We start from the raw sequence: 20,518 nt of genomic DNA on the forward strand, positions 1-20,518 counted from the left end.
GATGATTTATATGTGCGGGATTACAGGATGGGTGGATTATAAACGCTCATTAGAAGGAGAAAGAGATGTCGTTACGAAGATGGCTGAGACGTTAGCGAAACGGGGGCCGGATGATAATAAAGTTTGGATTAAAGGAAATGTCGCATTTGGGCATAAGCGGTTAATCGTTGTGGATCCTGAGGGCGGTAAACAGCCGATGACTTGTTTAAAAGGTGAAACGAATTACGCCATTTGCTATAACGGTGAACTTTATAACACAGAAGACATTCGAAAGGAATTATTAAGAAGAGGATATACGTTCAAAGGTCATTCTGATACAGAAGTATTATTAGCTTCTTATATTGAATGGAAAGAAGAATGTGTCGATCATTTAAACGGTATATATGCGTTTGCAGTATGGGACGAACAGAAAGAACAAGTATTTATTGCGAGAGATCGATTAGGTGTAAAGCCACTTTTTTATAAATATGATAGCGGACGCTTACTATTTGGTTCGGAGTTAAAAGCGATATTGTCGCATCCAGATGTGAAGGTGGAAGTAACGTTAGAAGGATTATCAGAAATATTCGGGCTCGGACCGTCAAGAACGCCTGGCCACGGTATTTATGCTGGTATAAAAGAATTGCGTCCAGGTCATGCAATGACATTTTCAAAGAACGGTTTATGTATATGGAGATATTGGAATGTAGAAAGTAAAAAACATGAAGACTCTTTTGAAGAAACAGTAGAGAAAACGCGCTTTTTATTACAAGATGCTATTACAAGACAGCTTGTTTCTGATGTACCACTATGTACTTTTTTATCGGGTGGTGTAGATTCGAGCGCTATTACAGCTATTGCAGCGAAAGAATATGAGAGATCAGGAAAAGGGCAATTACACACGTATTCTATTGATTACGAAGATAATGACAAATACTTTAAAGCGAATGCATTCCAGCCAAATTCAGATGCTCCGTTTATTAATTTAATGACTGAGACATTTCAAACAACCCATCATCGCTGCGTCATTTCGAATGAAAAATTAGCAGAGTATTTAACTGAAGCAGTACTCGTTCGTGATTTGCCTGGTATGGCAGATATCGATTCGTCATTATTATGGTTTTGCCGAGAAATTAAACAAGATTTTGTCGTTGGCTTATCTGGAGAATGTGCAGATGAAATATTTGGTGGATATCCGTGGTTTTATAGAGAAGATGATTTACAATCGAGTGCATTTCCGTGGATGCGTTCTACAGAGGCACGTGAACAACTTCTAAAAAAAGAATGGAGAAATAAATTAAATTTACAACAATATGTACAAAGGCGCTATGAAGAGTCGATTCAAGAAGTTCCTATTTTAGAGGGGGAAAGTCCGCTAGAAGCAAAAAGACGCCAATTATTTTATTTAAATATGGTATGGTTTATGACAACATTATTAGACAGAAAAGACCGCATGAGTATGGGAGCGAGCTTAGAAGTACGTGTTCCATTTGCAGATCATCGTCTTGTCGAATATGCGTGGAATATTCCTTGGGAAATGAAAATGTATAAAAACCGCGAAAAAGGTCTATTACGTAAAGCGTTAGAAGGTGTACTTCCACATGACATCTTATATAGAAAGAAGAGTCCTTATCCGAAAACGCACAATCCGCACTATACAAAAGCAGTAACAGTATGGCTTCAAAATCTATTAACGGATAAAGGTTCAATTTTACACGAACTGTTTGATAAAGAGCAGTTGAGCGGATTGATTCAGTCTGGCGGCAGTGCATTTCAAACACCATGGTTTGGTCAATTGATGACTGGGCCACAGCTTTTAGCTCATTTAGCACAAATTCATGTTTGGTTTAAAGAATATGGGGTAAATATTAAGGAATAAGGGAAAAGCGGCTTACAATTATGTAAGTCGCTTTTTATTAAAGAAATTGTCATATGAAATTCAAAATCACCTTATAAATAATACTTAATTAGAATTATTATTTTGACGTACTTATTATTACTTGTTATAATTGGAAACAAATGTTCTGAAAAAGATTCTCATTTATAAAATTGAGGTGTTAGATAGATGACAAAGAAAAGAATAGGTTTACTCGTAATGGCGTATGGAACACCAGAATCATTAGACGATGTAGAGGCATATTATACACATATCCGTCACGGGCGTACGCCATCAGAAGAAGCGCTTGAAGATTTAATTGGGCGCTATAAAGCGATTGGTGGAATTTCACCGCTTGCAAAAATTACGAAAGAACAGGCGCATAAATTAACAGATTCAATGAATAACATATTTACAGAGTATGAATTTACTTGTTACTTAGGTTTAAAACATATTGCACCATTTATAGAAGATGCTGTAGAAGAAATGAAGCATGATGGGATCGAGCAAGCGATTAGTATCGTATTAGCACCGCACTATTCTACATTTAGCATTAAAGCGTATAATGACCGTGCTATTCGTCTTTCAAAAGAAATCGGTGGTCCTGTTATTGAACCGATTGAACAATGGTATGATGAACCGAAATTTATTTCGTATTGGGCAGACCAAATAAAAGAGACGTTTACTAATATTATAAATAAAGAGAAAGCAGTCGTAATTTTTTCAGCGCATAGTTTACCAGAAAAAATTATTGCAGCAGGAGACCCTTATGTAGAACAACTAAAGCATACGGCAGATTTAATTGCAGAAGCTGCAAATATTCAAAACTATACAATCGGTTGGCAAAGTGCTGGGAATACTCCAGATCCGTGGATTGGTCCAGATGTGCAAGATTTAACGAAAGATTTATATGAAGAGCATGGGTACGAATCTTTCATATATTGCCCAGTTGGTTTTGTAGCGGAGCATTTAGAAGTTTTATATGACAACGATTATGAATGTAAAGTTGTAACTGATGAATTAAATGCCAAATATTTTAGACCAAATATGCCGAATGCACAATCAGCATTTATCGACTGTTTGGCTGAAATTGTTTCCAAAAAAGTGAAGGAAATAGTTGACAAAGATTTAGTTTTGAATAATAATTAATTTATAATAATTTTAAATAAATAATAATTACTACGAAATAAAGAGGAGGATCCCCCTAGATGAATCCAAATAATCGCTTAACAACAAACCAAGGTGCTCCAGTTGGAGATAACCAAAATTCTCGTACAGCTGGTCGTCGTGGACCAGTATTATTAGAAGACTATCATTTAGTAGAAAAACTTGCGCACTTTGATCGTGAACGTATTCCGGAGCGTGTTGTGCATGCACGTGGTGCAGGTGCTCACGGTGTATTCGTAACGAAAAATAGTATGAAACAATATACGAAAGCGGCATTTTTACAAAATGAAGGAACTGAAACGCCTGTATTTGTTCGTTTTTCAACGGTTATTCATGGTCAAGGTTCTCCTGAAACAGCACGTGACCCACGTGGGTTCGCTGTTAAATTTTATACAGAAGAAGGAAACTACGATATCGTAGGTAATCATTTACCAGTTTTCTTCATTCGTGATGCAATTAAATTCCCTGATATGGTACATTCTTTAAAACCAGCACCTGATACGAATATTCAAACGCCAGATCGTTACTGGGATTTCATGACGTTAACTCCAGAATCTACACATATGATGACATGGGTATTTTCTGATTACGGTACACCAGCAAGTTATCGTGAGATGGAAGGTTTCGGCGTCCATTCATTTAAATGGATTAATGAAGAAGGTAAAATTGTTTATATTAAATACCACTGGAAACCACAGCAAGGTGTACGTAACTTAAATGCGAAAGAAGTGCAAGAAGTACAAGGGAAAGACTTCAATCATGCAACTCGTGACTTGTTCGACGCAATCGAAAAAGGAAATCACCCGAAATGGGATTTACACGTACAAGTTATGCAATTAGATGAAATGGACTCTTTAGACTTTGATCCACTAGATCCAACGAAAGTGTGGCCAGAAGATCGCTTCCCATTAATGGAAGTAGGGACAATGACGTTAAATCGTAATCCGAAAAACTTCTTTGCAGAAGTAGAACAAGTAGCGTTCTCTCCAAGTGCAACTGTAAATGGTATTGAGCCATCGGAAGACAAATTATTACAAGGTCGTTTATTCTCTTACCCAGATACACAGCGTTATCGTCTTGGTGCAAATTACTTACAAATTCCTGTAAACTGCCCATACGCAGCTGTTCATAATCAACAGCGTGATGGTGCGATGCAAGTGAATCAAAACCCATCTACAATCAACTACGAACCGAGCCGTCATGCAGAGAATCCAGTTGAAGACCCAGCTTACCGCGATTCAACTATGAAAGTAGAAGGCTATGTATCTCGTGAAAAAATTGACAAACCAAATGACTTCAAACAAGCAGGTGAGCGTTACCGTTCATTCTCTAAAGAAGAGCAAGATAACTTAATTGCAAACTTAACAAATGATTTAAAAGACGTAAATGAACGCACGAAATTACTAGCTGTTTGTAACTTCTTCCGTGCAGATCAAGAATACGGTATGCGTTTAGCGCAGGTATTAAATGTTGATATTACGCAATATGTAGGAAATGCTCCGAAATAAATCGGAAAAGACGACTGGGTTTCGGTCGTCTTTTTTATGTGTAAAGTTACACGCGGGTATTCTTCAGTTTCGTTATGTCGGAATTTGTTGGTAAATCGATATCTTGTGTCGAAACGTTGATATATTGAAAGGAACAATCGATATATTTGAAAAATCGTTGATATATCCAAAAAACCGTTAATATATTTCCAGTTATACTAGGTGGGGTATGTTGCCCGGTGCGCAAAAAAGAGATGCAATCTATTACTAATAGATTGCATCTCTTTTTTAGTTCACTCGCTCAGTATACTCATAAGCTTTCTCCCCATGCATCGAAATATCAAGTCCCATATGTTCCTCGTGCTCATCTACCCGGACAGGGAGGAAGAAGTTGATTGCTTTAATAATGGCATACGTCATTATAATTGTGAACGCATATGTTGCGCCGATCGCTACAAGTTGTTTCAACAGCAGCGAGGCGTTTCCGTAAAATAATCCGTTAGCGCCATCGCCGTTTACGGCAGTAGTTGCAAATAATCCTGTCGCAATACCGCCCCAAGTTCCACCGATGCCGTGACATCCGAATGCATCGAGTGTATCGTCGTATCCGAATTTTGTTTTTAAGAAAAAGACCGCTCCGAAGCATAATACGCCGCCAATTGCTCCGATAAGAAGAGCTGAGAAAGGTGTAACGAACCCGCAAGCTGGTGTAATAGCGACTAGACCGGAAACGGCGCCACAAGCAGCTCCCATCGCAGTCGGTTTTGATTGGAAGAACCACTCTGAAAGCATCCAAGTTAATGCTGAGGCAGCAGCGGCTATATTTGTATTAATAAATGCAGTTAAAGCTACGTCGTTTAAGGATAATGCGCTGCCGACGTTAAAACCGAACCAGCCAAACCATAATAAGCCTGCGCCTAACATTGTAAATGGCAAATGATGAGGAGAAGAACCATTTATGTTTTTTCGTTTTCCAAGGAAAATAGCTAATACAAGACCAGCAACTCCGGAAGTGATGTGAACGACGTTTCCGCCAGCGAAGTCTAGTGCGCCAAGTTCCCTTAGCCAACCGCCGACGCCCCATACCCAATGAGCGACAGGATTGTAAACAATCGTTGTCCATAAAAGGATAAAAATAAGAAAGGCAGAAAATCGCATTCTTTCAGCAAATGCACCTGAAATTAAAGCTGGAGTTAAAATGGCGAACATGAGTTGAAACATCATGAATAAATTGTGAGGAATAGTAGATGAGTAGTCTGGATTTGGTGCGTAGGTAACTCCGTTTAGACCGAACCAATCAAGTGTACCGATAAGCCCGTGCCAATCTGGTCCGAATGATAAAGAATAGCCGATAACAATCCATTGAATCGAAACGGTAGCCATTGCACTATAACTATGCATCGTTGTACTGAGTACATTTTTGCTGCGAACCATACCTCCATAAAAAAGTGCCAATCCTGGTGTCATCAACATGACCATTACCGTCGTCACAAACATAAAAACTGTATCTCCCATATTCATGAGCTCTCCTCCTATAATGTTAGAAAAAATAACATCGTTTTGTTATGTTTCATATCATATTCGAAAAGGAACTAAAAATCAACTAAAAATTCAGAAAAATATATACATGATGTTAGAAAATGTAACATAGATTATTTTGTGAGGATTGAAATCGACATATGCGTTTCTCTCGGATAATTGGTATAATATTCTTACAATTAAAAACTTGGGGGATGCGTGTGGGAAAAATACGGACTAGGAAACTATTCATTTGTTTTTGCTTAGCTTTTGTTTTGTTTGTACCAATACATACTTTTGCAGACGAAAAAAGAGAGTGGAAAGATGAAGTTATATACTCCATTATGATTGATCGCTTCAATAATGGAGAACCGAAAAATGACAAACAATTAGAAGTTGGTAATTTAGAAGGGTATCAAGGCGGGGATATAAGAGGAATTATAAAAAGGTTGGATTACATAAAAGAAATGGGTTTTACTACCGTTATGCTTTCGCCGCTTTTTGAAAGTGGAAAGTACGATGGATTAGACGTGCGAAATTTTAAAAAGGTAAATGAACATTTCGGGACAGACAATGATGTGAAAGAACTTGTAAAAGAAGCTCATGCAAAAGGAATGAAAGTTGTATTTCAATTTCCGCTTGGAGAAAACGAACGACAGGTAATTGACGCAATGAAATGGTGGATAAAAGAAGTTGATTTAGACGGAAGTTATGTTATACATAGTGAAAAAAAGCCGCGTTCCTTTTGGGATAACGCGCAAAAAGATATGCAAGTGATAAAGAAAGATTTTCGTATTATGACAAAGGAGGATAGCGAATACAACGAAAAAATCGTAGAATCGTTTTCCGAAGCGGATGTATCGGTGAAATCGTTATACGATGTGAGTAAAAAAGAAGGGGAATTTGTTACGTTTTTAGATGATCAAGAAACAAAAAGATATGCGCGTATTGCAAAAGAAAATATGTATTATCCGCCATCACGTTTAAAACTGGCGCTTACTTATTTGTTAACATCACCTGGGATTCCGAATTTTTATTACGGAACGGAAATTGCATTAGATGGAGGAAGTGTACCTGATAATAGACGATTAATGGATTTTAAGTCAGACGAAAAATTTATGCAGCACATAACAAAACTAGGTGAAATTAGGCAGGCGAGACCGTCTTTACGACGCGGTACGTTTGAGCTTCTGTATGATAAGAGCGGGATGAGCATACTAAAACGAAAATATAAAGATGAAGTAACTTTAGTAGCAATTAATAATACGAAAGAAACACAAAAAGTCTCCTTACCTGCAAGTGCAATTGGTGAAAAACAAGAGTTAAGAGGATTGTTACAGGATGAAATTATAAGAGAGGAAAACGGAAAGTTTTATCTCGTTTTAAAACGTGAAGAATCAAATGTGTATAAAGTTAACGGAGAAACAGGTGTGAATTGGTTATTTATCTCCTTAATAATCGGTGTGAATGTATTATTTATTGCGTTTCTAATTGCAGTTAAAAGGAAGCGTAGATGAGATGAGAAATTACTCGCTCTATGTTCATGTCTTCTTATTGTATTTGTAAGTTTGTTCGGTGGGGCAATAGTGTTATTCTGTTGATATGAAATTTCTTAAGAGAAACGATGTGAGAATGAAAACGTCCCTAGTGAGAGGAGGGCCAGGTTAGGAAGAGGATTTTCTTCCTAACCTGTTTTTTGTGTTAGCACCGATAGGGAAGAATCTTTGAAGCAATCAATAATTGCAACTATATTAATTTTACATTACATTAAAAGTTAGAGAATACTCTTATACTAATACAGTGCTAAATAGTAGGTGGGAAAATGGAGTTTTACGATTTGGGTATTACCATTAAAGAGCTTAGAATTAAAAAAAATATATCACAATCCGAATTATGTCATGGAATATGTTCGCAAAGTCAAATTAGCAAAATAGAAAAAGGTGTGATTTATCCATCTAGTATATTGTTATATCAATTATCAGAAAGACTTGGTATTGACCCAAATAATATATTTGCATTAACTCAAAACAAAAAATTAAAATATGTAGAAAATGTAAAATGCGTAATAAAAGATTGCTTAAAGCAAAAACAATACAAAGAACTTTATGAAATAGTGAAAAAAGAGAAAAACGAAAATAACTTCCAATCAACAGAAGATAAACAATTTTTAATATGGCATGAAGCGATTGCTATATTTATGGTGGATAAATCAATAAAAACTGCTTTAGATTTTTTAAATAATGCATTAAAATTAACTGTAACTAATTCTGATTTTTTATCAGAAAGAGAAATAGATATTATGCAGACAATTGCTATATTCCATGGGGAAAATAAAGAATATGAAAAAAGTATTAATATATTAAGAAGGTGTTTAACTAATTTTAATAAGTTAGATTTTCCTAGAGATAAAGAAATTAAATTGAAAATTATTTTTAATTTAGCAAAAATTTTAGGTCATGCAAATCAACATGAAGAGGCAGTAAAATACAATGATATGGGTATCAAACTAGCTATTAATCTAAATACTTTATATTTACTAGGTGAATTATACTATGGAAAAGCTTGGAATTTATTGAAACTTAAACAACCTAATGAAGAAGATGTTGCAAATAACATGAAAAAAGCATTATTTATATTTGAACTAACAGAAAAAGAAAATCTGATAAAAATGGTTAAAGAAAAATATTTTGAAAACCAAACTGAAAAAAGTCACTCATAATTCATTTGGAAATCACTTGAAATATAATAAAACCTACAGGGGAAATCTCTGTAGGTTTTATACTTATAAACTTGCTTCTAAAATATTAGTGCTTAATATAAATTTTTGAATAAGAGTTTACTTAGCGCTTTAGCGTACTTTTTTATTTTGAAGCATACATCTTTATTAAAGATGTATGCTTCTTTTTAAATCCATCCGAATATTATTGGTTCAAGTCGGAGGAAGGTACTTTGGGGTGTCTTTTCTTTAGATCTTTATCATTAACTATTTAATGTTTTTTAAATGATTACATGACATATTTTTTTTGTACCAAGCTTTGTTGATACAGTTAGATTTATCCGTTAGTGTATTCGTATTATTAGAACATCCTACAGTATTTAGGGAGAATGTGGCTAATAAAAACCATAATATTAATTTCTTCAAAAAACCACTTCTAACTCTTTTTTAATTAACATTTTTTAGATCCTTACTAATTTTACATTACATTAAAGGTTGGGAAATATTCTTATACTCATAAATTGTTACGTTTTGGCGGGGAGAGGAATTATGAGTTACAGCGATTTTTAAGATGACTTTGGCCCAGGATGTGGTTATTAAGAAAAGTAATTCAAATTGAAGGGGAAACGTCTTAAGGTATATTTTTCTTATTTTCAATAAGGTCTGCTAAATACATGTATAAAACAAATTCTACAATAAGGCCTAGTTTAATCATGCGCTCACTTGTAAAGTATTCGTATGGTTAGACTCTGTTCACTTAGTGATTTTCACCGCATACACCATTTTTCTATGGTTTGTTCTCGGAATATTGTCTCTACAAAACAAAAAACTCCTCTAATTAAGAGGAGTTTTCTTTTTAGCGGTAGTTAATGAACTGTACGTCGATTGGTAAATCAGCGCTACGAACAGCTGCGATTACTGCTTGTAAGTCATCACGGCTTTTCGCTGTAACACGTACTTGATCATCTTGTACTTGTGTTTTTACTTTTAATTTCATTTCTTTAATGATGTTGTTAATTTTTTTAGCGTTATCTTTATCGATACCTTGTTGAAGTGTTGCGCGTTGGCGAACAGTGTTGCCAGTTGCAGCTTCAACTTTTCCGTAATCTAAGTTCTTAATTGGAACGTTACGTTTTACAAGTTTAGAGATAAGAACGTCTTTTACTTGCTCTAATTTAAACTCGTCATCAGAAGTTAAAACAAGTACTTCTTTTTCTAATTTAATATCACTTTTACTTCCTTTAAAGTCATATCGGTTTTGTATTTCTTTTAATGCGATATTAATTGCGTTTGTTACTTCAGGTAATTCTACTTTCGAAACGATGTCAAAAGAACTATCTTTTGCCATAGTTAGCACCTCCAAATAAATTTCTAATCTTGTTATGTACTGTACATACTAAAGTATAGCTGAAAACGAGTCTAGACTTAAGTGTTTTCGTACTTATATTCATGTAACCTCATTTTATTATAGTGAATTTTGGGCAGTTGGACAAATACAGGAAAAATCATGTTATAATTAACTTTTGTTTGGAATGATAAAAAAGATAATTTTATATATATAGAAGGGAATTAAAAAATATGTATTTGCAAATAGGATCGATTGAACAGGTAACTGTTTTACGCGAAACGGAAATCGGATATATGGTTGGGAATGAAGAAGAGGAAATTTTCCTACATAAAAACGAAGTAGCTGGAGAAATTGAAGAAGGCGATACGATTGATGTATTCTTATACCTTGATCACCAAAATCGTATTTCAGCAACAATGAAGGAACCGATTATTACAACTTATGATTGGAACTGGGTAAAGGTTGTAGAAGTTATTCCTAGTTTAGGTGTGTTTGTTGATATTGGTGTGTCAAAAGATATACTAATTCCAGCTGATGAGTTCCCGATTTATATGCCAGTATGGCCAGAAGTAGGCGACGAATTATATTGTACGTTAAAATTAACGAATCGTGATCGTTTAATTGCTCTTCCGGCAAGAGACAGTGATATGCAAGAAATTATCGTAGATGCAACGCCATCTATGCGTAATAAAAACGTAAATGGACGTGTATATCGTTCGCTTCAAGTAGGTTCATTCGTTTTAACAGATGAACATTTCCGTGCTTTCTTACACCATACAGAAAGAAAAGAACAAGTCCGCATCGGTCAGCGTGTAACAGGCCGTATTATTGACGTAAAAGATGACGGTACAATTAACATTTCACTTCTTCCTCGTAAAGAAGAAGGAATGGAAGACGATGCTGCAGTAATTTATGCATATATGGAAGAACGAGGCGGAGCAATGCCGTTTTGGGATAAGAGCCATCCAGAAGATATTAAAGAACGCTTTAACATGAGTAAAGCTGCATTTAAGCGCGCACTTGGTAAGTTGATGAAAGAAGAAAAGGTTTACCAAGAAGAAGGCTGGACGTACTTTAAGAAATAAGATAGAAGATTAAAAAGCACAACCTTATGTAAAAAGATAAGGTTGTGCTTTTTTTTAATTTCCTTGCGGAGAAACAAGAGTAAACGTATCTTTCAAATCACTATCATTTATTTTAATATTTGCCTTTTTTAATTCCTCTTGTAACAATTTTTTGCTGAATACAGGATCAGCAGTACGTTCTTCCTCTAAGTTTTTGCGAATAGAGTCTTTCACTTCATCATAAGGCTTTAAAGCTTTTTTATCAGTTAATTTAATAACGTGATAACCGTTTGATGATTTTACGGGATTGCTAATTTGTCCAACATTTAGTTTGTAGGCAGCGGTTTCGAATTCAGGGGCCATTGTACCTGAATTGAAGTATCCAAGGTCTCCACCTTTATCTTTTGATAGCAGATCTTGTGATTCTTGTTTTGCTAATTCTTCAAATGAAGCACCAGCATCTAGTTTACTCTTTATTTCTTTCGCTTCATTTTCGTCACTTACTAAAATGTGACTCGCTTTAATTTCTGGCTTATAATGGTCTTTTACGTCTTTTTCTGTAATGCTTTTCTTAATCGCTTCATTCATAGCAAGTTTGAACTTAATTTGATTTTTGAAATCCTCTTCATCTTTTAAACCATAATTTTCTAATACTTTTTTGAATTGATCTCCATATTGTTTTTTTACTTTTTCTACTTCTTTATTTACCTCTTCATCAGGTACTTTATATTTTTTTGTGATGACGTCTTGTGCCATCATTTCGTATAGCATGTCTTTTCCGTAACGATCTTTCAATTGTTTTTCGAAGTTATCCTTTGTAATGGTGGAGTCTGTTGCTGTAGCGACTGTAGCTGAGCCATTCTTTTGTCCGCAAGCAGATAGCATCAATATACTTATTAGTGCAGTAATAATGAAAATATGTTTCCCTCTCATGCCAACACCTCATCCGAATATGTTATCGCTATTGTAGAATATAGAAGTGAACATGAAGTGAATTTTTAATGTTTTTTCCTTTAAAATGTAAAAAAGTACATCAACATAATTGTTGATGTACGATGGAATCAAAGGTGATCGGTCTTTTTAGAGTATGCACGTTTACCTTGCTGAATATTTTTTTGCTCTTGCTCATTTTTTTGTGTGCGTTTTGCGTTATTATCACGTGCTTTTTTGTCGTTATCACTCGTATGTGGCATATGTATCAACTCCATTTCTAAACGTTGTACGTTTATCATTTCCTTTTTCGTAAAGACTATGTATAGCGGTGCATTTATGAAGGGTAAAGGTGGATTCGAAATGGATTTGAAGTTGAATTATACTGAACTTATAAAGAAGTTAATCGTTGTAATCATCGCAGGTTTATTAAACGCGATTGGGATGAATTTATTTTTAACGCCAGCAAAAGTGTATGCGAGCGGCTTTGCTGGATTGTCTCAATTATTATCACAAATATTAGGTGATTTTTTATCGATTCACATATCTACGGGAGTATTGTTTAGCTTATTTAATATTCCTGTCGTTATTTTAGCGTGGAAAAAGGTTGGAAAGGCCTTCACCTTTTTTAGTTTTCTTTGTGTTATATTTATGACTTTGTTTCTAGAAATCATCCCTGTTAGAGCGGTTTCGAATGATATCATATTAAATGCGATTTTTGGCGGGATTATTTCGGCAATTGGAGTAGGGATTGCTTTAAAGTGGGGTGCTTCTACAGGTGGATTAGATATTATCGCCATGATTTTATCAAAAATAAAAGATAAGCCTGTCGGTACATACTTTTTCTTTTTTAATGCAATTATCATTATCGCTGCTGGCTATGTATATGGATGGGAAAAAGCGTTGTATACGCTAGTGACTTTATATGTATCAACGAGAATTATTGATGCAATTCATACTCGCCATGTAAAGATTACAGCATTAATTGTTACGAAGAATGGGGCAGACGTAAGAAAGGCGATTCACTCGCGATTAGTAAGAGGGATTACAACGATACCAGCAACAGGTGCTTATACAAATGAAAATAAAGAAATGTTAATGATGGTTATTACCCGTTATGAGTTATACGAATTAGAGAGGATTATTAAACAAGTGGACCCAGGTGCATTTACAAATATACTGCAAACAGTTGGGGTATTCGGATTGTTTCGGAAAGATTAAAGAGGACCAAAGTTGGTCCTCTTTTTTAATGTAAATTCGTAATGTTTTGCAATTGCTCTTGCATTTCACGGAGCTGAACTTTTTCAGCAGTTGAAGAGTTTGCGTAAGCGGATTGCAAAGCATTTTTTGCTCTATACACGAGATCTTGTTGCTCAGTACCGCTTGAACAAGATACGGCATTTTCAACAGCGTCTCTAGCTTGTTGGAATAGTAAGTTCCCCATTTAAACCCCTCCAAAAGAAGAGTTACTTCTTGCTTTTTCTGCCTCAGCTAATGTACCTCTGTACGGGAATCTTGCATCATGCTTCATAACAGCATCGGCTCCTTGTTGGATAAAACGTTTTGATTTGTTCTTTTTACCCATTCGAAAAACCCCCTTTATTTAGCTGAAAACAATCGACGCAATGTCTCATGCGTCTACTTATAGTATGGACATTTGGCAGGAAACTATAAGTAGGGAATTTTTAGATTACAACCCAAGAACCTCTTCTAAATATAAAGCAATACCATCTTCTTCGTTCGTTAACGTCGTATGGTTTGCGAGTGATTTTAATTCAGGGATGGCATTTCCCATTGCGATGCCGTGACCAGCAAATTCAATCATTTCAAAATCATTATCTTCATCACCGAAAGCGATAATTCGCTCTTGTGGAATGTTGTAATGACTAGAAATTTTTTGTAATCCAACTGCTTTATTTAATCCGCTTTTCACAATTTCAATAATCGGCCAAGGTGCGCCCCATTTTCTATGGTCAATTACTTCCGCATGCATATCGGTTAAATGTTGACGAATTGCAGTAGAATGCTCGTCATGTGCGTCAATTAATAAGCAAGTTGGATGATCGTTTAAAATATTTAATAAGTCTCCCGTAAAAATCTTAGGAGAGCCGAATTCGAAAATATGTTTTTTATCTTCATCAATTTCACGAACATACACATCGTCCATTACTTCCGCGTATATATTTTTTACGCCAAAATCAAAGCAAGCTCGGACAATTTCTTGCGCTGTTGCTAGCTCAAGAGGAGAGTGATGTGTTCCCCAGTTTGAATCAAGAGGATGATGTACGTAAGCGCCGTTAAAGTTTACGATAGGTGTGTTAAGATCAAGTTCTTTATAGTAATCATAACTAGCACGGAATGGACGTCCTGTTGAAATAACAACAATATGTCCCTGTTCCTTTGCTTTTGCAATTGTATGTTTCGTTCGAGTGGAAATTATTTTGTTGTCTGTTAATAAAGTGCCGTCTAAGTCTAATGCGATTAAATGTTGTTTGTTCATAATTTCACCTCTTATAATAATTTTTTTGTATCTATCTGTATTTCCGTTTTTAATATGCAGAAATAAGAGGTTAGACTCGGTGAAATCACCATAGATGGAAATTTCACTATATATCCATCTTACGTCTCAAAGTGCTGTGGTGTCTACTATTTATCGTTGGAAATTAAGAAAAGTCAACATCTTTTTAGAAAGTTCAAACAATGTTTCTTTCATTATGTACAAATTGTGAAAAGGGTTACATTGCTCGTGTGATGAGGCATATAATGAACATGTAATCTTCTCGTATATGTTTGACTCTCCTTTGAAACTAGCCTAGAGTAGGTTGGTTTCTTTTTTTTTTCTACAGGTAGGAAAGAAATCCCTGCTTACGCTTGTGTCATTCATATATATGTACAAGAATGAGATGTAGTACTGTTTCCTAAACATGACAGAAAAGCTTTCTTTTAAAATGGATATACTAATGAGGCAAGACGTCATGGAAGGAGAATGAAGATGGGACAAAATCGCAGGTTTCGTTCTGGACAAAAAGCGCCGAATGATGGCATTTACGTAGAAATTGGTGAAACGGGAAGTATGGTGAAAGATCCGCAAATGGTGAAATTAACTGCCGGTGAAAAGTTTCCGGATAACACGAATCATAACCGCCAGTGGACATATAAAAGAAAACCGTAACAGAAGCCGCAATCATTATTGCGGCTTTTTTGTCGTTACACATTGTAATTTCATTTACCGTATTTTTTAGCAGTATAATGAATGCTCTCTTTTTCTTTTTCAAATAATAAGTTTGAAAATACATAGGCAAAATTATTGTATAAAAAAGTCAGTTGGCGTATAATCAAATCAAAGGTCAAAGAAAGTCAAACTTTTGGAGGGCTGTAAAGATGGACTTAAATCAAATGACAACAAAAACACAAGAGGCGATTATGAGTGCCCAATCTTTAGCGGTATCTCATCATCACCAAGAGGTGGATACTGTTCATCTATTACTTGCATTATTAGAAGAGCAAGATGGATTAGCAGTACGTATATTTCAAAAAATGAATGTTGATATAGAAGCATTAAAGCAAGGTGCTGAAAGTTTAATTAAAAAGAAACCTTCTGTAACGGGGAGCGGTGCAGAAGTTGGAAAATTGTATGTAACGAGCGCTCTGCAACAACTTCTTGTAAGAGCAGGAAAAGAAGCAGAAAAACTGCAGGATGATTACATTTCAGTAGAACATGTATTGCTTGCTTTTTCTGAAGAAAAAGGCGATATAAATCAATTATTTACAAGATTGCATATTACGAAAGATAACTTATTACAGTCTTTAATGACAGTTCGGGGGAATCAAAGAGTGACGAGTCAAAATCCAGAAGCAACTTATGAAGCGTTAGAAAAATATGGCCGTGATTTAGTGGCGGAAGTGAGAGCAGGGAAAATCGATCCTGTAATCGGCCGTGATAGTGAAATACGACGTGTAATTCGTATTCTTTCACGTAAAACGAAAAACAATCCTGTTTTAATTGGGGAGCCAGGTGTTGGTAAAACAGCAATCGTTGAAGGGCTAGCACAGCGTATCGTGAAAAAGGATGTACCTGAAGGATTGAAAGATAGAACGATTTTTGCGTTAGATATGAGTGCGCTCGTAGCAGGTGCGAAATTCCGTGGTGAGTTCGAAGAGCGTCTGCAAGCTGTATTAAATGAAATTAAAAAGAGTGAAGGACGCATTTTATTATTCATTGATGAACTTCATACAATAGTTGGAGCTGGTAAAACAGAGGGAGCCATGGATGCAGGAAATATGTTAAAACCGATGCTTGCGCGCGGTGAACTGCATTGTATCGGGGCGACGACGCTCGATGAATATCGCAAATATATTGAGAAAGATCCAGCGCTAGAAAGACGTTTCCAACAAGTATTAGCAGAAGAACCAACTGTTGAAGATACAATTTCCATTTTACGTGGATTAAAAGAACGCTTTGAAATTTATCACGGTGTAAATATTCATGACCGTGCGATTGTAGCAGCGTCAGTTTTATCAGATCGATATATTTCAGATCGCTTCTTACCTGATAAAGCAATTGACCTTGTTGATGAAGCGTGTGCAACAATTCGTACAGAAATTGATTCTATGCCAACAGAATTAGATGAAGTAACGCGCCGCATTATGCAGCTGGAAATTGAAGAAGCGGCTCTTGGGAAAGAAACGGATCGTGGTAGCCAAGAGCGTCTAAAAACATTGCAACGTGAATTATCGGATTTAAAAGAAGTTGCAAGTGGCATGAGAGCGAAATGGGAGAAAGAAAAAGAAGACATTCACAAAGTTCGTGACTTACGTGAACATTTAGAACGTTTGCGTCGTGAATTAGAAGAAGCAGAAGGCAATTACGATTTAAATAAAGCAGCCGAACTTCGTCACGGGAAAATTCCCGCAATTGAAAAAGAGTTAAAAGAAGCGGAAGAAATGGGCGCGCATAATAAACAAGAAACTCGTTTATTACGTGAGGAAGTAAGTGAAGAAGAAATTGCAGATATTGTTTCACGCTGGACTGGTATTCCTGTTGCGAAACTCGTGGAAGGTGAACGCGAGAAATTATTACGCTTAGAGCAAATCTTATCAGAGCGTGTCATCGGACAAGAGGAAGCAGTAAGCTTAGTGTCAGACGCAGTTCTTCGTGCTCGCGCTGGTATTAAAGATCCGAACCGCCCGATTGGTTCTTTCATCTTCTTAGGACCAACAGGTGTTGGTAAAACAGAACTTGCAAAAACGTTAGCCCAGTCTTTATTCGATAGTGAAGAGCAAATGATTCGCATTGACATGTCTGAGTATATGGAAAAACACGCCGTGTCTCGCTTAATTGGTGCACCTCCTGGATATGTAGGATATGAAGAAGGCGGTCAATTAACAGAAGCGGTAAGACGTAAACCATATTCCGTTGTTTTATTAGATGAAATTGAAAAAGCACATCCAGAAGTATTCAACATTTTATTACAAATGTTAGATGATGGACGCATTACAGATTCGCAAGGTCGTACAGTGGACTTTAAAAATACAGTTATTATTATGACTTCAAATATTGGATCTGCTCATTTACTAGATGGATTAGAAGAAGATGGTTCCATTAAAGAGGAATCAAGAGACCTTGTAATGGGGCAATTAAGAGGACATTTCCGCCCTGAATTTTTAAACCGTGTGGATGAAATTATTTTATTCAAACCTCTTACAACGAATGAAATTAAAGGCATTGTTGATAAAATTGTAAAAGAACTACAAGGTCGTCTAGCTGACCGTCACATTACAGTAGAATTAACAGATGCAGCAAAAGAATTTGTTGTGGAAGCCGGTTTCGACCCAATGTACGGAGCTCGTCCATTAAAACGATACGTACAGCGTCAAGTGGAAACGAAATTAGCACGAGAATTAATTGCAGGAACAATTACTGATAATAGTCACGTAGTTGTTGATGTAGAAAATAACGAATTAGTCGTTCATGTGAAATAAAAATAAAAAAGAGTTCGGATAAAATCCGGACTCTTTTTTTAGTGTTGTTCTACTGGCTCGTTTGGAATTGCAGCTGAAATTGCTAGTACTAACACAGCAAGAACAACTGAGAAAATAGACGCTTGGTTAAAGTCGTATGTACCGCCAGTCATAGAGCCGATTACATAGCTCATCATATGTACAAGTAAGAACGACCAAATTAATGCCCAAATGAAACGCATATTTTACACCTCTATTCGTTCAATCTGTCCTTATTGTAACACAATTGAAAAAAGAATATAGAAAAATATTTGTAGATTTTTCAACGCAAATTTGCATTCCGTTCATACATTATAAAAGAGTGGTTTTATATGTTTAGAAAATAAGGCGGGGGAAAAATGAGTATTACGGAACGTTTTTTTTACTTAGAAAAAGAACCATGTGTCATTTATTTACCGGAGAAGCCAAATGGATTTTCTGTTATGCTCCTCGGTGATTATAACTACTTTATTGAGAATGGTACAAGTTTATGGACACAGCATGCGGGTAGATCTTATTTTTTACATGGCCTTATTGAGCAAGGCTACACAGTCTTTTCTTCTAATTTATACGGAAGACATTGGGGAAACGACCAATCTGTTCGTCTAGCGAAACGTTTATATGACGTTGTGTTGAGAAAAGAGACATTGAATGCGAAAATGCACATTATGGCAGATGGTATGGGAGCACTTGTAGCACTCGAAATGATGAACAAATACCCTGAGTGTATACGCTCTGTCATTATGTTAAATCCGTGTTTAGATTTACCAGAATATGTGGAGTTTGAGAAAGAGCATAAGTTTTTTTACAAGAGACTCGTGAAGGAATTAAGTTTGGCGTATGATGCCAAAGAAGAAGAATTAGAATCAAAAATAAATAAGAAATCATTTACGCTTCTTCCATCTTGTGTACCTGTTAAAATTTTCGTATCAACACAAGAAAAAAGAGGAAGAAAACAGCAGTTGCGTAGATATGAGAAAATGAGGCAACTAAATCAATGTGATACTTCTGTCTTGTTCCATCTGCAAGATGTGAAATATAAAATGGTTAGGCAAACGACCGATTTCTTTAAAAAATATGAAGAAGAATTATGAAGCTCCCATATACATAAATGAGGAGCTATTTGTTTCAGAGGGAAAGGGTTGGTGGTATGGAACGCGTGCTAATTGTAGGTGCACTTACGTTTGTAGGTTATCACCTTGTAAATAAAATGATTGCAGAAGAAGTGGAAGTATATGGTCTTGATTTTGATGAATTCGATAGTATGACGAAAATTAATGAAGAGAAGTTATTATTAATTGGGCGAAATGCATTATTTACGTATTATTCGATAAGAGATGAAGATGGATGGAGATCGGTTGAGGAAGAGAGATTCGATACTGTTTACTTTTGCTTATATGAGCCAAATCAGCAAAGTGGATTTCGGAATGAAAGAGTCATATTACAATATTTAAAGCGAATTATAAGAATGTGTGAAGAACAAAAAGTGAAGTTAAATTTAATTTCTTCTATTGAAGTAGGCAGTACAGATGAATCCGAAAATAAGCGACTATTTTTGAAAGTAGAAGAAGGATTGAAAAAAGGGAATTTACAATATAGTGTATTTCGAGTTCCAACATTATATGGACCGTGGCAACCGTCCTTTATGATGTTTCATCAGCTTATTTTATCAGAATTAGGTGAAAAAGAGTGCCGTTGTACGATTGAGGAAAAGGGGAATGATTTACTTTACGTTGAAGATGTATGTGAATACTTATGGGAAAATGGAACGAACGGGGCGCATCTTGGTATATACAATTTACTTAGTGGTAAACAGTCATTATGGGAAAAAGGTATGAATCTTTTACGCGCGGATGATAAAGTAAATAAAAATAATAACGAAGTAAGAGATGAGGCTATCGAGGTAATTTCAATAAAAAGAAATACTCCGTTAGAATACGGTTTAAATAAGCAACTGGCACACATGAAAAAATATAAAGAGTTATACGAAGGGTAGTACGCGTGTTACACTATTGTATGTGAAAGTTTTAATGGAGAGGAAGAGCATAATATGAACGAAAAAAGCATGCAGTTTTTACAAATCGCAATGAAGCATTTACCGGAAGCAAAGGCAATTTTAGATGATAATGGAATTGCACTTGATATGGAGAAGGCACAGCCGGTGTTAGAGTTGTTAATGAAAGTTATGAACGAGGCCTATGAGCTCGGGAAAGCAGATAAAGAATAAAAAGAATAAAAAGAATAAAAAGCATCTTTTTAAGATGGAAGAGAGGCCCGAACCGTGGATAGAAGCGGTCAGGGCCTTTTTTATTCTCGCCTGGGGGAAAACCAGAGATATGAAGAGGATAAAGGAAAAGTAGTGAGGAGAACTCTCTAGTTTAGAAGGAAAGCAGATGAAGAATAAAAAGCATCTTTTTAGATGGAAGAGAGGCC

General features: G+C 35.7%; 20 protein-coding genes. 12 read left to right on the top strand and 8 right to left on the bottom strand.

Annotated elements, in window-relative coordinates; all coding sequences use genetic code 11:
• Window positions 1-10 precede the first annotated feature (10 nt).
• The 3 genes from asnB (at window position 11) to katB (ending at window position 4,530) form a co-directional block, all read left to right on the top strand.
• Entirely contained in the window at window positions 11-1,858 is a 1,848-nt protein-coding gene (gene asnB / locus ACTFN4_RS27145) for an asparagine synthase (glutamine-hydrolyzing) (RefSeq protein WP_439963094.1), read from the top strand.
• A gap of 186 nt (window positions 1,859-2,044) precedes the next feature.
• A complete protein-coding gene (gene hemH / locus ACTFN4_RS27150; RefSeq protein ID WP_439963095.1) occupies window positions 2,045-3,004 on the top strand; it encodes a ferrochelatase in 960 nt (319 codons plus the stop codon).
• Between the two features lie 59 nt (window positions 3,005-3,063).
• Window positions 3,064-4,530 carry a catalase KatB gene (katB, locus tag ACTFN4_RS27155; RefSeq protein ID WP_439963096.1) on the top strand — a complete coding sequence of 489 codons (1,467 nt, stop codon included), beginning with the start codon at window positions 3,064-3,066 and terminating at the stop codon, window positions 4,528-4,530.
• Window positions 4,531-4,797: 267 nt separating this feature from the next.
• Here the strand turns inward: katB and ACTFN4_RS27160 are convergent, their stop codons facing one another.
• Complete coding sequence (locus ACTFN4_RS27160; protein ID WP_439963097.1) at window positions 4,798-6,030, bottom strand: ammonium transporter; 1,233 nt, start codon at window positions 6,028-6,030, stop codon at window positions 4,798-4,800.
• A 158-nt stretch (window positions 6,031-6,188) separates the two neighbouring features.
• Between ACTFN4_RS27160 and ACTFN4_RS27165 the strand changes: the two genes are divergently transcribed.
• Window positions 6,189-7,544 (top strand): alpha-amylase family glycosyl hydrolase, encoded by a 1,356-nt coding sequence (locus ACTFN4_RS27165; protein WP_002182543.1) that lies wholly within the window; start codon window positions 6,189-6,191, stop codon window positions 7,542-7,544.
• Between the two features lie 305 nt (window positions 7,545-7,849).
• The gene (locus ACTFN4_RS27170) at window positions 7,850-8,746 is read left to right on the top strand and encodes a helix-turn-helix domain-containing protein (protein WP_000397889.1); all 897 of its coding nucleotides are present in this window, start codon (window positions 7,850-7,852) and stop codon (window positions 8,744-8,746) included.
• An 853-nt stretch (window positions 8,747-9,599) separates the two neighbouring features.
• Here the strand turns inward: ACTFN4_RS27170 and ACTFN4_RS27175 are convergent.
• Entirely contained in the window at window positions 9,600-10,091 is a 492-nt protein-coding gene (locus tag ACTFN4_RS27175; RefSeq protein WP_001040149.1) for a YajQ family cyclic di-GMP-binding protein, read from the bottom strand.
• Window positions 10,092-10,321: 230 nt separating this feature from the next.
• On the opposite strand from ACTFN4_RS27175, the gene ACTFN4_RS27180 reads away from it, so the two are divergent.
• A complete protein-coding gene (locus ACTFN4_RS27180) occupies window positions 10,322-11,176 on the top strand; it encodes a CvfB family protein (protein WP_000281262.1) in 855 nt (284 codons plus the stop codon).
• A gap of 54 nt (window positions 11,177-11,230) precedes the next feature.
• Here ACTFN4_RS27180 and prsA read toward each other — a convergent pair whose 3' ends face one another.
• Together prsA and ACTFN4_RS27190 are read right to left on the bottom strand one after the other, a co-directional pair.
• Window positions 11,231-12,088 carry a peptidylprolyl isomerase PrsA gene (gene prsA, locus ACTFN4_RS27185; RefSeq protein WP_001214214.1) on the bottom strand — a complete coding sequence of 286 codons (858 nt, stop codon included), beginning with the start codon at window positions 12,086-12,088 and terminating at the stop codon, window positions 11,231-11,233.
• 128 nt (window positions 12,089-12,216) lie between these two features.
• Window positions 12,217-12,348 carry a DUF3941 domain-containing protein gene (locus ACTFN4_RS27190; RefSeq protein WP_001120851.1) on the bottom strand — a complete coding sequence of 44 codons (132 nt, stop codon included), beginning with the start codon at window positions 12,346-12,348 and terminating at the stop codon, window positions 12,217-12,219.
• 100 nt (window positions 12,349-12,448) lie between these two features.
• Here ACTFN4_RS27190 and ACTFN4_RS27195 point away from each other — a divergent pair, with 100 nt between their 5' ends.
• Window positions 12,449-13,306 (top strand): YitT family protein, encoded by an 858-nt coding sequence (locus ACTFN4_RS27195; protein WP_000364431.1) that lies wholly within the window; start codon window positions 12,449-12,451, stop codon window positions 13,304-13,306.
• 25 nt (window positions 13,307-13,331) lie between these two features.
• On the opposite strand, the gene ACTFN4_RS27200 is transcribed toward ACTFN4_RS27195, so the two are convergent.
• From ACTFN4_RS27200 to ACTFN4_RS27210, 3 genes are all read right to left on the bottom strand, one after another.
• Window positions 13,332-13,529, bottom strand: coding sequence for a DUF3813 domain-containing protein (locus ACTFN4_RS27200; protein WP_000527407.1), 198 nt, complete (start codon window positions 13,527-13,529; stop codon window positions 13,332-13,334).
• Window positions 13,530-13,670 (bottom strand): hypothetical protein, encoded by a 141-nt coding sequence (locus tag ACTFN4_RS27205; protein WP_000516816.1) that lies wholly within the window; start codon window positions 13,668-13,670, stop codon window positions 13,530-13,532. It lies immediately after the preceding gene.
• 105 nt (window positions 13,671-13,775) lie between these two features.
• Window positions 13,776-14,585, bottom strand: a complete 810-nt coding sequence (locus tag ACTFN4_RS27210) for a Cof-type HAD-IIB family hydrolase (protein WP_001041232.1) — start codon at window positions 14,583-14,585, stop codon at window positions 13,776-13,778.
• 492 nt (window positions 14,586-15,077) lie between these two features.
• Between ACTFN4_RS27210 and ACTFN4_RS27215 the strand changes: the two genes are divergently transcribed.
• Complete coding sequence (locus ACTFN4_RS27215) at window positions 15,078-15,257, top strand: YjzC family protein (RefSeq protein WP_000531421.1); 180 nt, start codon at window positions 15,078-15,080, stop codon at window positions 15,255-15,257.
• 209 nt (window positions 15,258-15,466) lie between these two features.
• Window positions 15,467-18,067, top strand: coding sequence for an ATP-dependent chaperone ClpB (gene clpB, locus ACTFN4_RS27220; RefSeq protein WP_000365403.1), 2,601 nt, complete (start codon window positions 15,467-15,469; stop codon window positions 18,065-18,067).
• Between the two features lie 38 nt (window positions 18,068-18,105).
• Here the strand turns inward: clpB and ACTFN4_RS27225 are convergent, their stop codons facing one another.
• Complete coding sequence (locus ACTFN4_RS27225) at window positions 18,106-18,288, bottom strand: YjzD family protein (protein ID WP_001211116.1); 183 nt, start codon at window positions 18,286-18,288, stop codon at window positions 18,106-18,108.
• Window positions 18,289-18,444: 156 nt separating this feature from the next.
• Here ACTFN4_RS27225 and ACTFN4_RS27230 point away from each other — a divergent pair, with 156 nt between their 5' ends.
• From ACTFN4_RS27230 to ACTFN4_RS27240, 3 genes are read left to right on the top strand one after another with little or no spacing between them, the layout of a single operon-like run.
• Window positions 18,445-19,179 (top strand): hydrolase, encoded by a 735-nt coding sequence (locus ACTFN4_RS27230; RefSeq protein ID WP_000028712.1) that lies wholly within the window; start codon window positions 18,445-18,447, stop codon window positions 19,177-19,179.
• Between the two features lie 29 nt (window positions 19,180-19,208).
• Complete coding sequence (locus tag ACTFN4_RS27235) at window positions 19,209-20,081, top strand: NAD-dependent epimerase/dehydratase family protein (protein WP_002164601.1); 873 nt, start codon at window positions 19,209-19,211, stop codon at window positions 20,079-20,081.
• Window positions 20,082-20,135: 54 nt separating this feature from the next.
• Entirely contained in the window at window positions 20,136-20,312 is a 177-nt protein-coding gene (locus tag ACTFN4_RS27240) for a ComZ family protein (RefSeq protein WP_001986215.1), read from the top strand.
• Window positions 20,313-20,518: the final 206 nt, after the last annotated feature.

The sequence above is a fragment of the Bacillus cereus group sp. MYBK95-2 genome, from assembly GCF_051915225.1.
GTDB lineage: Bacteria > Bacillota > Bacilli > Bacillales > Bacillaceae_G > Bacillus_A > Bacillus_A cereus.

What these genes read in the sequence shown, in the direction of transcription:
- ACTFN4_RS27240 (WP_001986215.1), top strand. Translation starts at nt 20,136, where the DNA reads ATGAACGAAAAAAGCATGCAGTTTTTACAAATCGCAATGAAGCATTTA.
- ACTFN4_RS27160 (WP_439963097.1), bottom strand. Translation starts at nt 6,030, where the DNA reads ATGAATATGGGAGATACAGTTTTTATGTTTGTGACGACGGTAATGGTC.
- ACTFN4_RS27170 (WP_000397889.1), top strand. Translation starts at nt 7,850, where the DNA reads ATGGAGTTTTACGATTTGGGTATTACCATTAAAGAGCTTAGAATTAAA.
- clpB (WP_000365403.1), top strand. Translation starts at nt 15,467, where the DNA reads ATGGACTTAAATCAAATGACAACAAAAACACAAGAGGCGATTATGAGT.
- ACTFN4_RS27180 (WP_000281262.1), top strand. Translation starts at nt 10,322, where the DNA reads ATGTATTTGCAAATAGGATCGATTGAACAGGTAACTGTTTTACGCGAA.
- ACTFN4_RS27175 (WP_001040149.1), bottom strand. Translation starts at nt 10,091, where the DNA reads ATGGCAAAAGATAGTTCTTTTGACATCGTTTCGAAAGTAGAATTACCT.
- prsA (WP_001214214.1), bottom strand. Translation starts at nt 12,088, where the DNA reads ATGAGAGGGAAACATATTTTCATTATTACTGCACTAATAAGTATATTG.
- asnB (WP_439963094.1), top strand. Translation starts at nt 11, where the DNA reads ATGTGCGGGATTACAGGATGGGTGGATTATAAACGCTCATTAGAAGGA.
- ACTFN4_RS27230 (WP_000028712.1), top strand. Translation starts at nt 18,445, where the DNA reads ATGAGTATTACGGAACGTTTTTTTTACTTAGAAAAAGAACCATGTGTC.
- ACTFN4_RS27190 (WP_001120851.1), bottom strand. Translation starts at nt 12,348, where the DNA reads ATGCCACATACGAGTGATAACGACAAAAAAGCACGTGATAATAACGCA.
- ACTFN4_RS27215 (WP_000531421.1), top strand. Translation starts at nt 15,078, where the DNA reads ATGGGACAAAATCGCAGGTTTCGTTCTGGACAAAAAGCGCCGAATGAT.
- hemH (WP_439963095.1), top strand. Translation starts at nt 2,045, where the DNA reads ATGACAAAGAAAAGAATAGGTTTACTCGTAATGGCGTATGGAACACCA.
- ACTFN4_RS27210 (WP_001041232.1), bottom strand. Translation starts at nt 14,585, where the DNA reads ATGAACAAACAACATTTAATCGCATTAGACTTAGACGGCACTTTATTA.
- ACTFN4_RS27205 (WP_000516816.1), bottom strand. Translation starts at nt 13,670, where the DNA reads ATGGGTAAAAAGAACAAATCAAAACGTTTTATCCAACAAGGAGCCGAT.
- ACTFN4_RS27165 (WP_002182543.1), top strand. Translation starts at nt 6,189, where the DNA reads ATGCGTTTCTCTCGGATAATTGGTATAATATTCTTACAATTAAAAACT.
- ACTFN4_RS27200 (WP_000527407.1), bottom strand. Translation starts at nt 13,529, where the DNA reads ATGGGGAACTTACTATTCCAACAAGCTAGAGACGCTGTTGAAAATGCC.
- ACTFN4_RS27225 (WP_001211116.1), bottom strand. Translation starts at nt 18,288, where the DNA reads ATGCGTTTCATTTGGGCATTAATTTGGTCGTTCTTACTTGTACATATG.
- katB (WP_439963096.1), top strand. Translation starts at nt 3,064, where the DNA reads ATGAATCCAAATAATCGCTTAACAACAAACCAAGGTGCTCCAGTTGGA.
- ACTFN4_RS27195 (WP_000364431.1), top strand. Translation starts at nt 12,449, where the DNA reads ATGGATTTGAAGTTGAATTATACTGAACTTATAAAGAAGTTAATCGTT.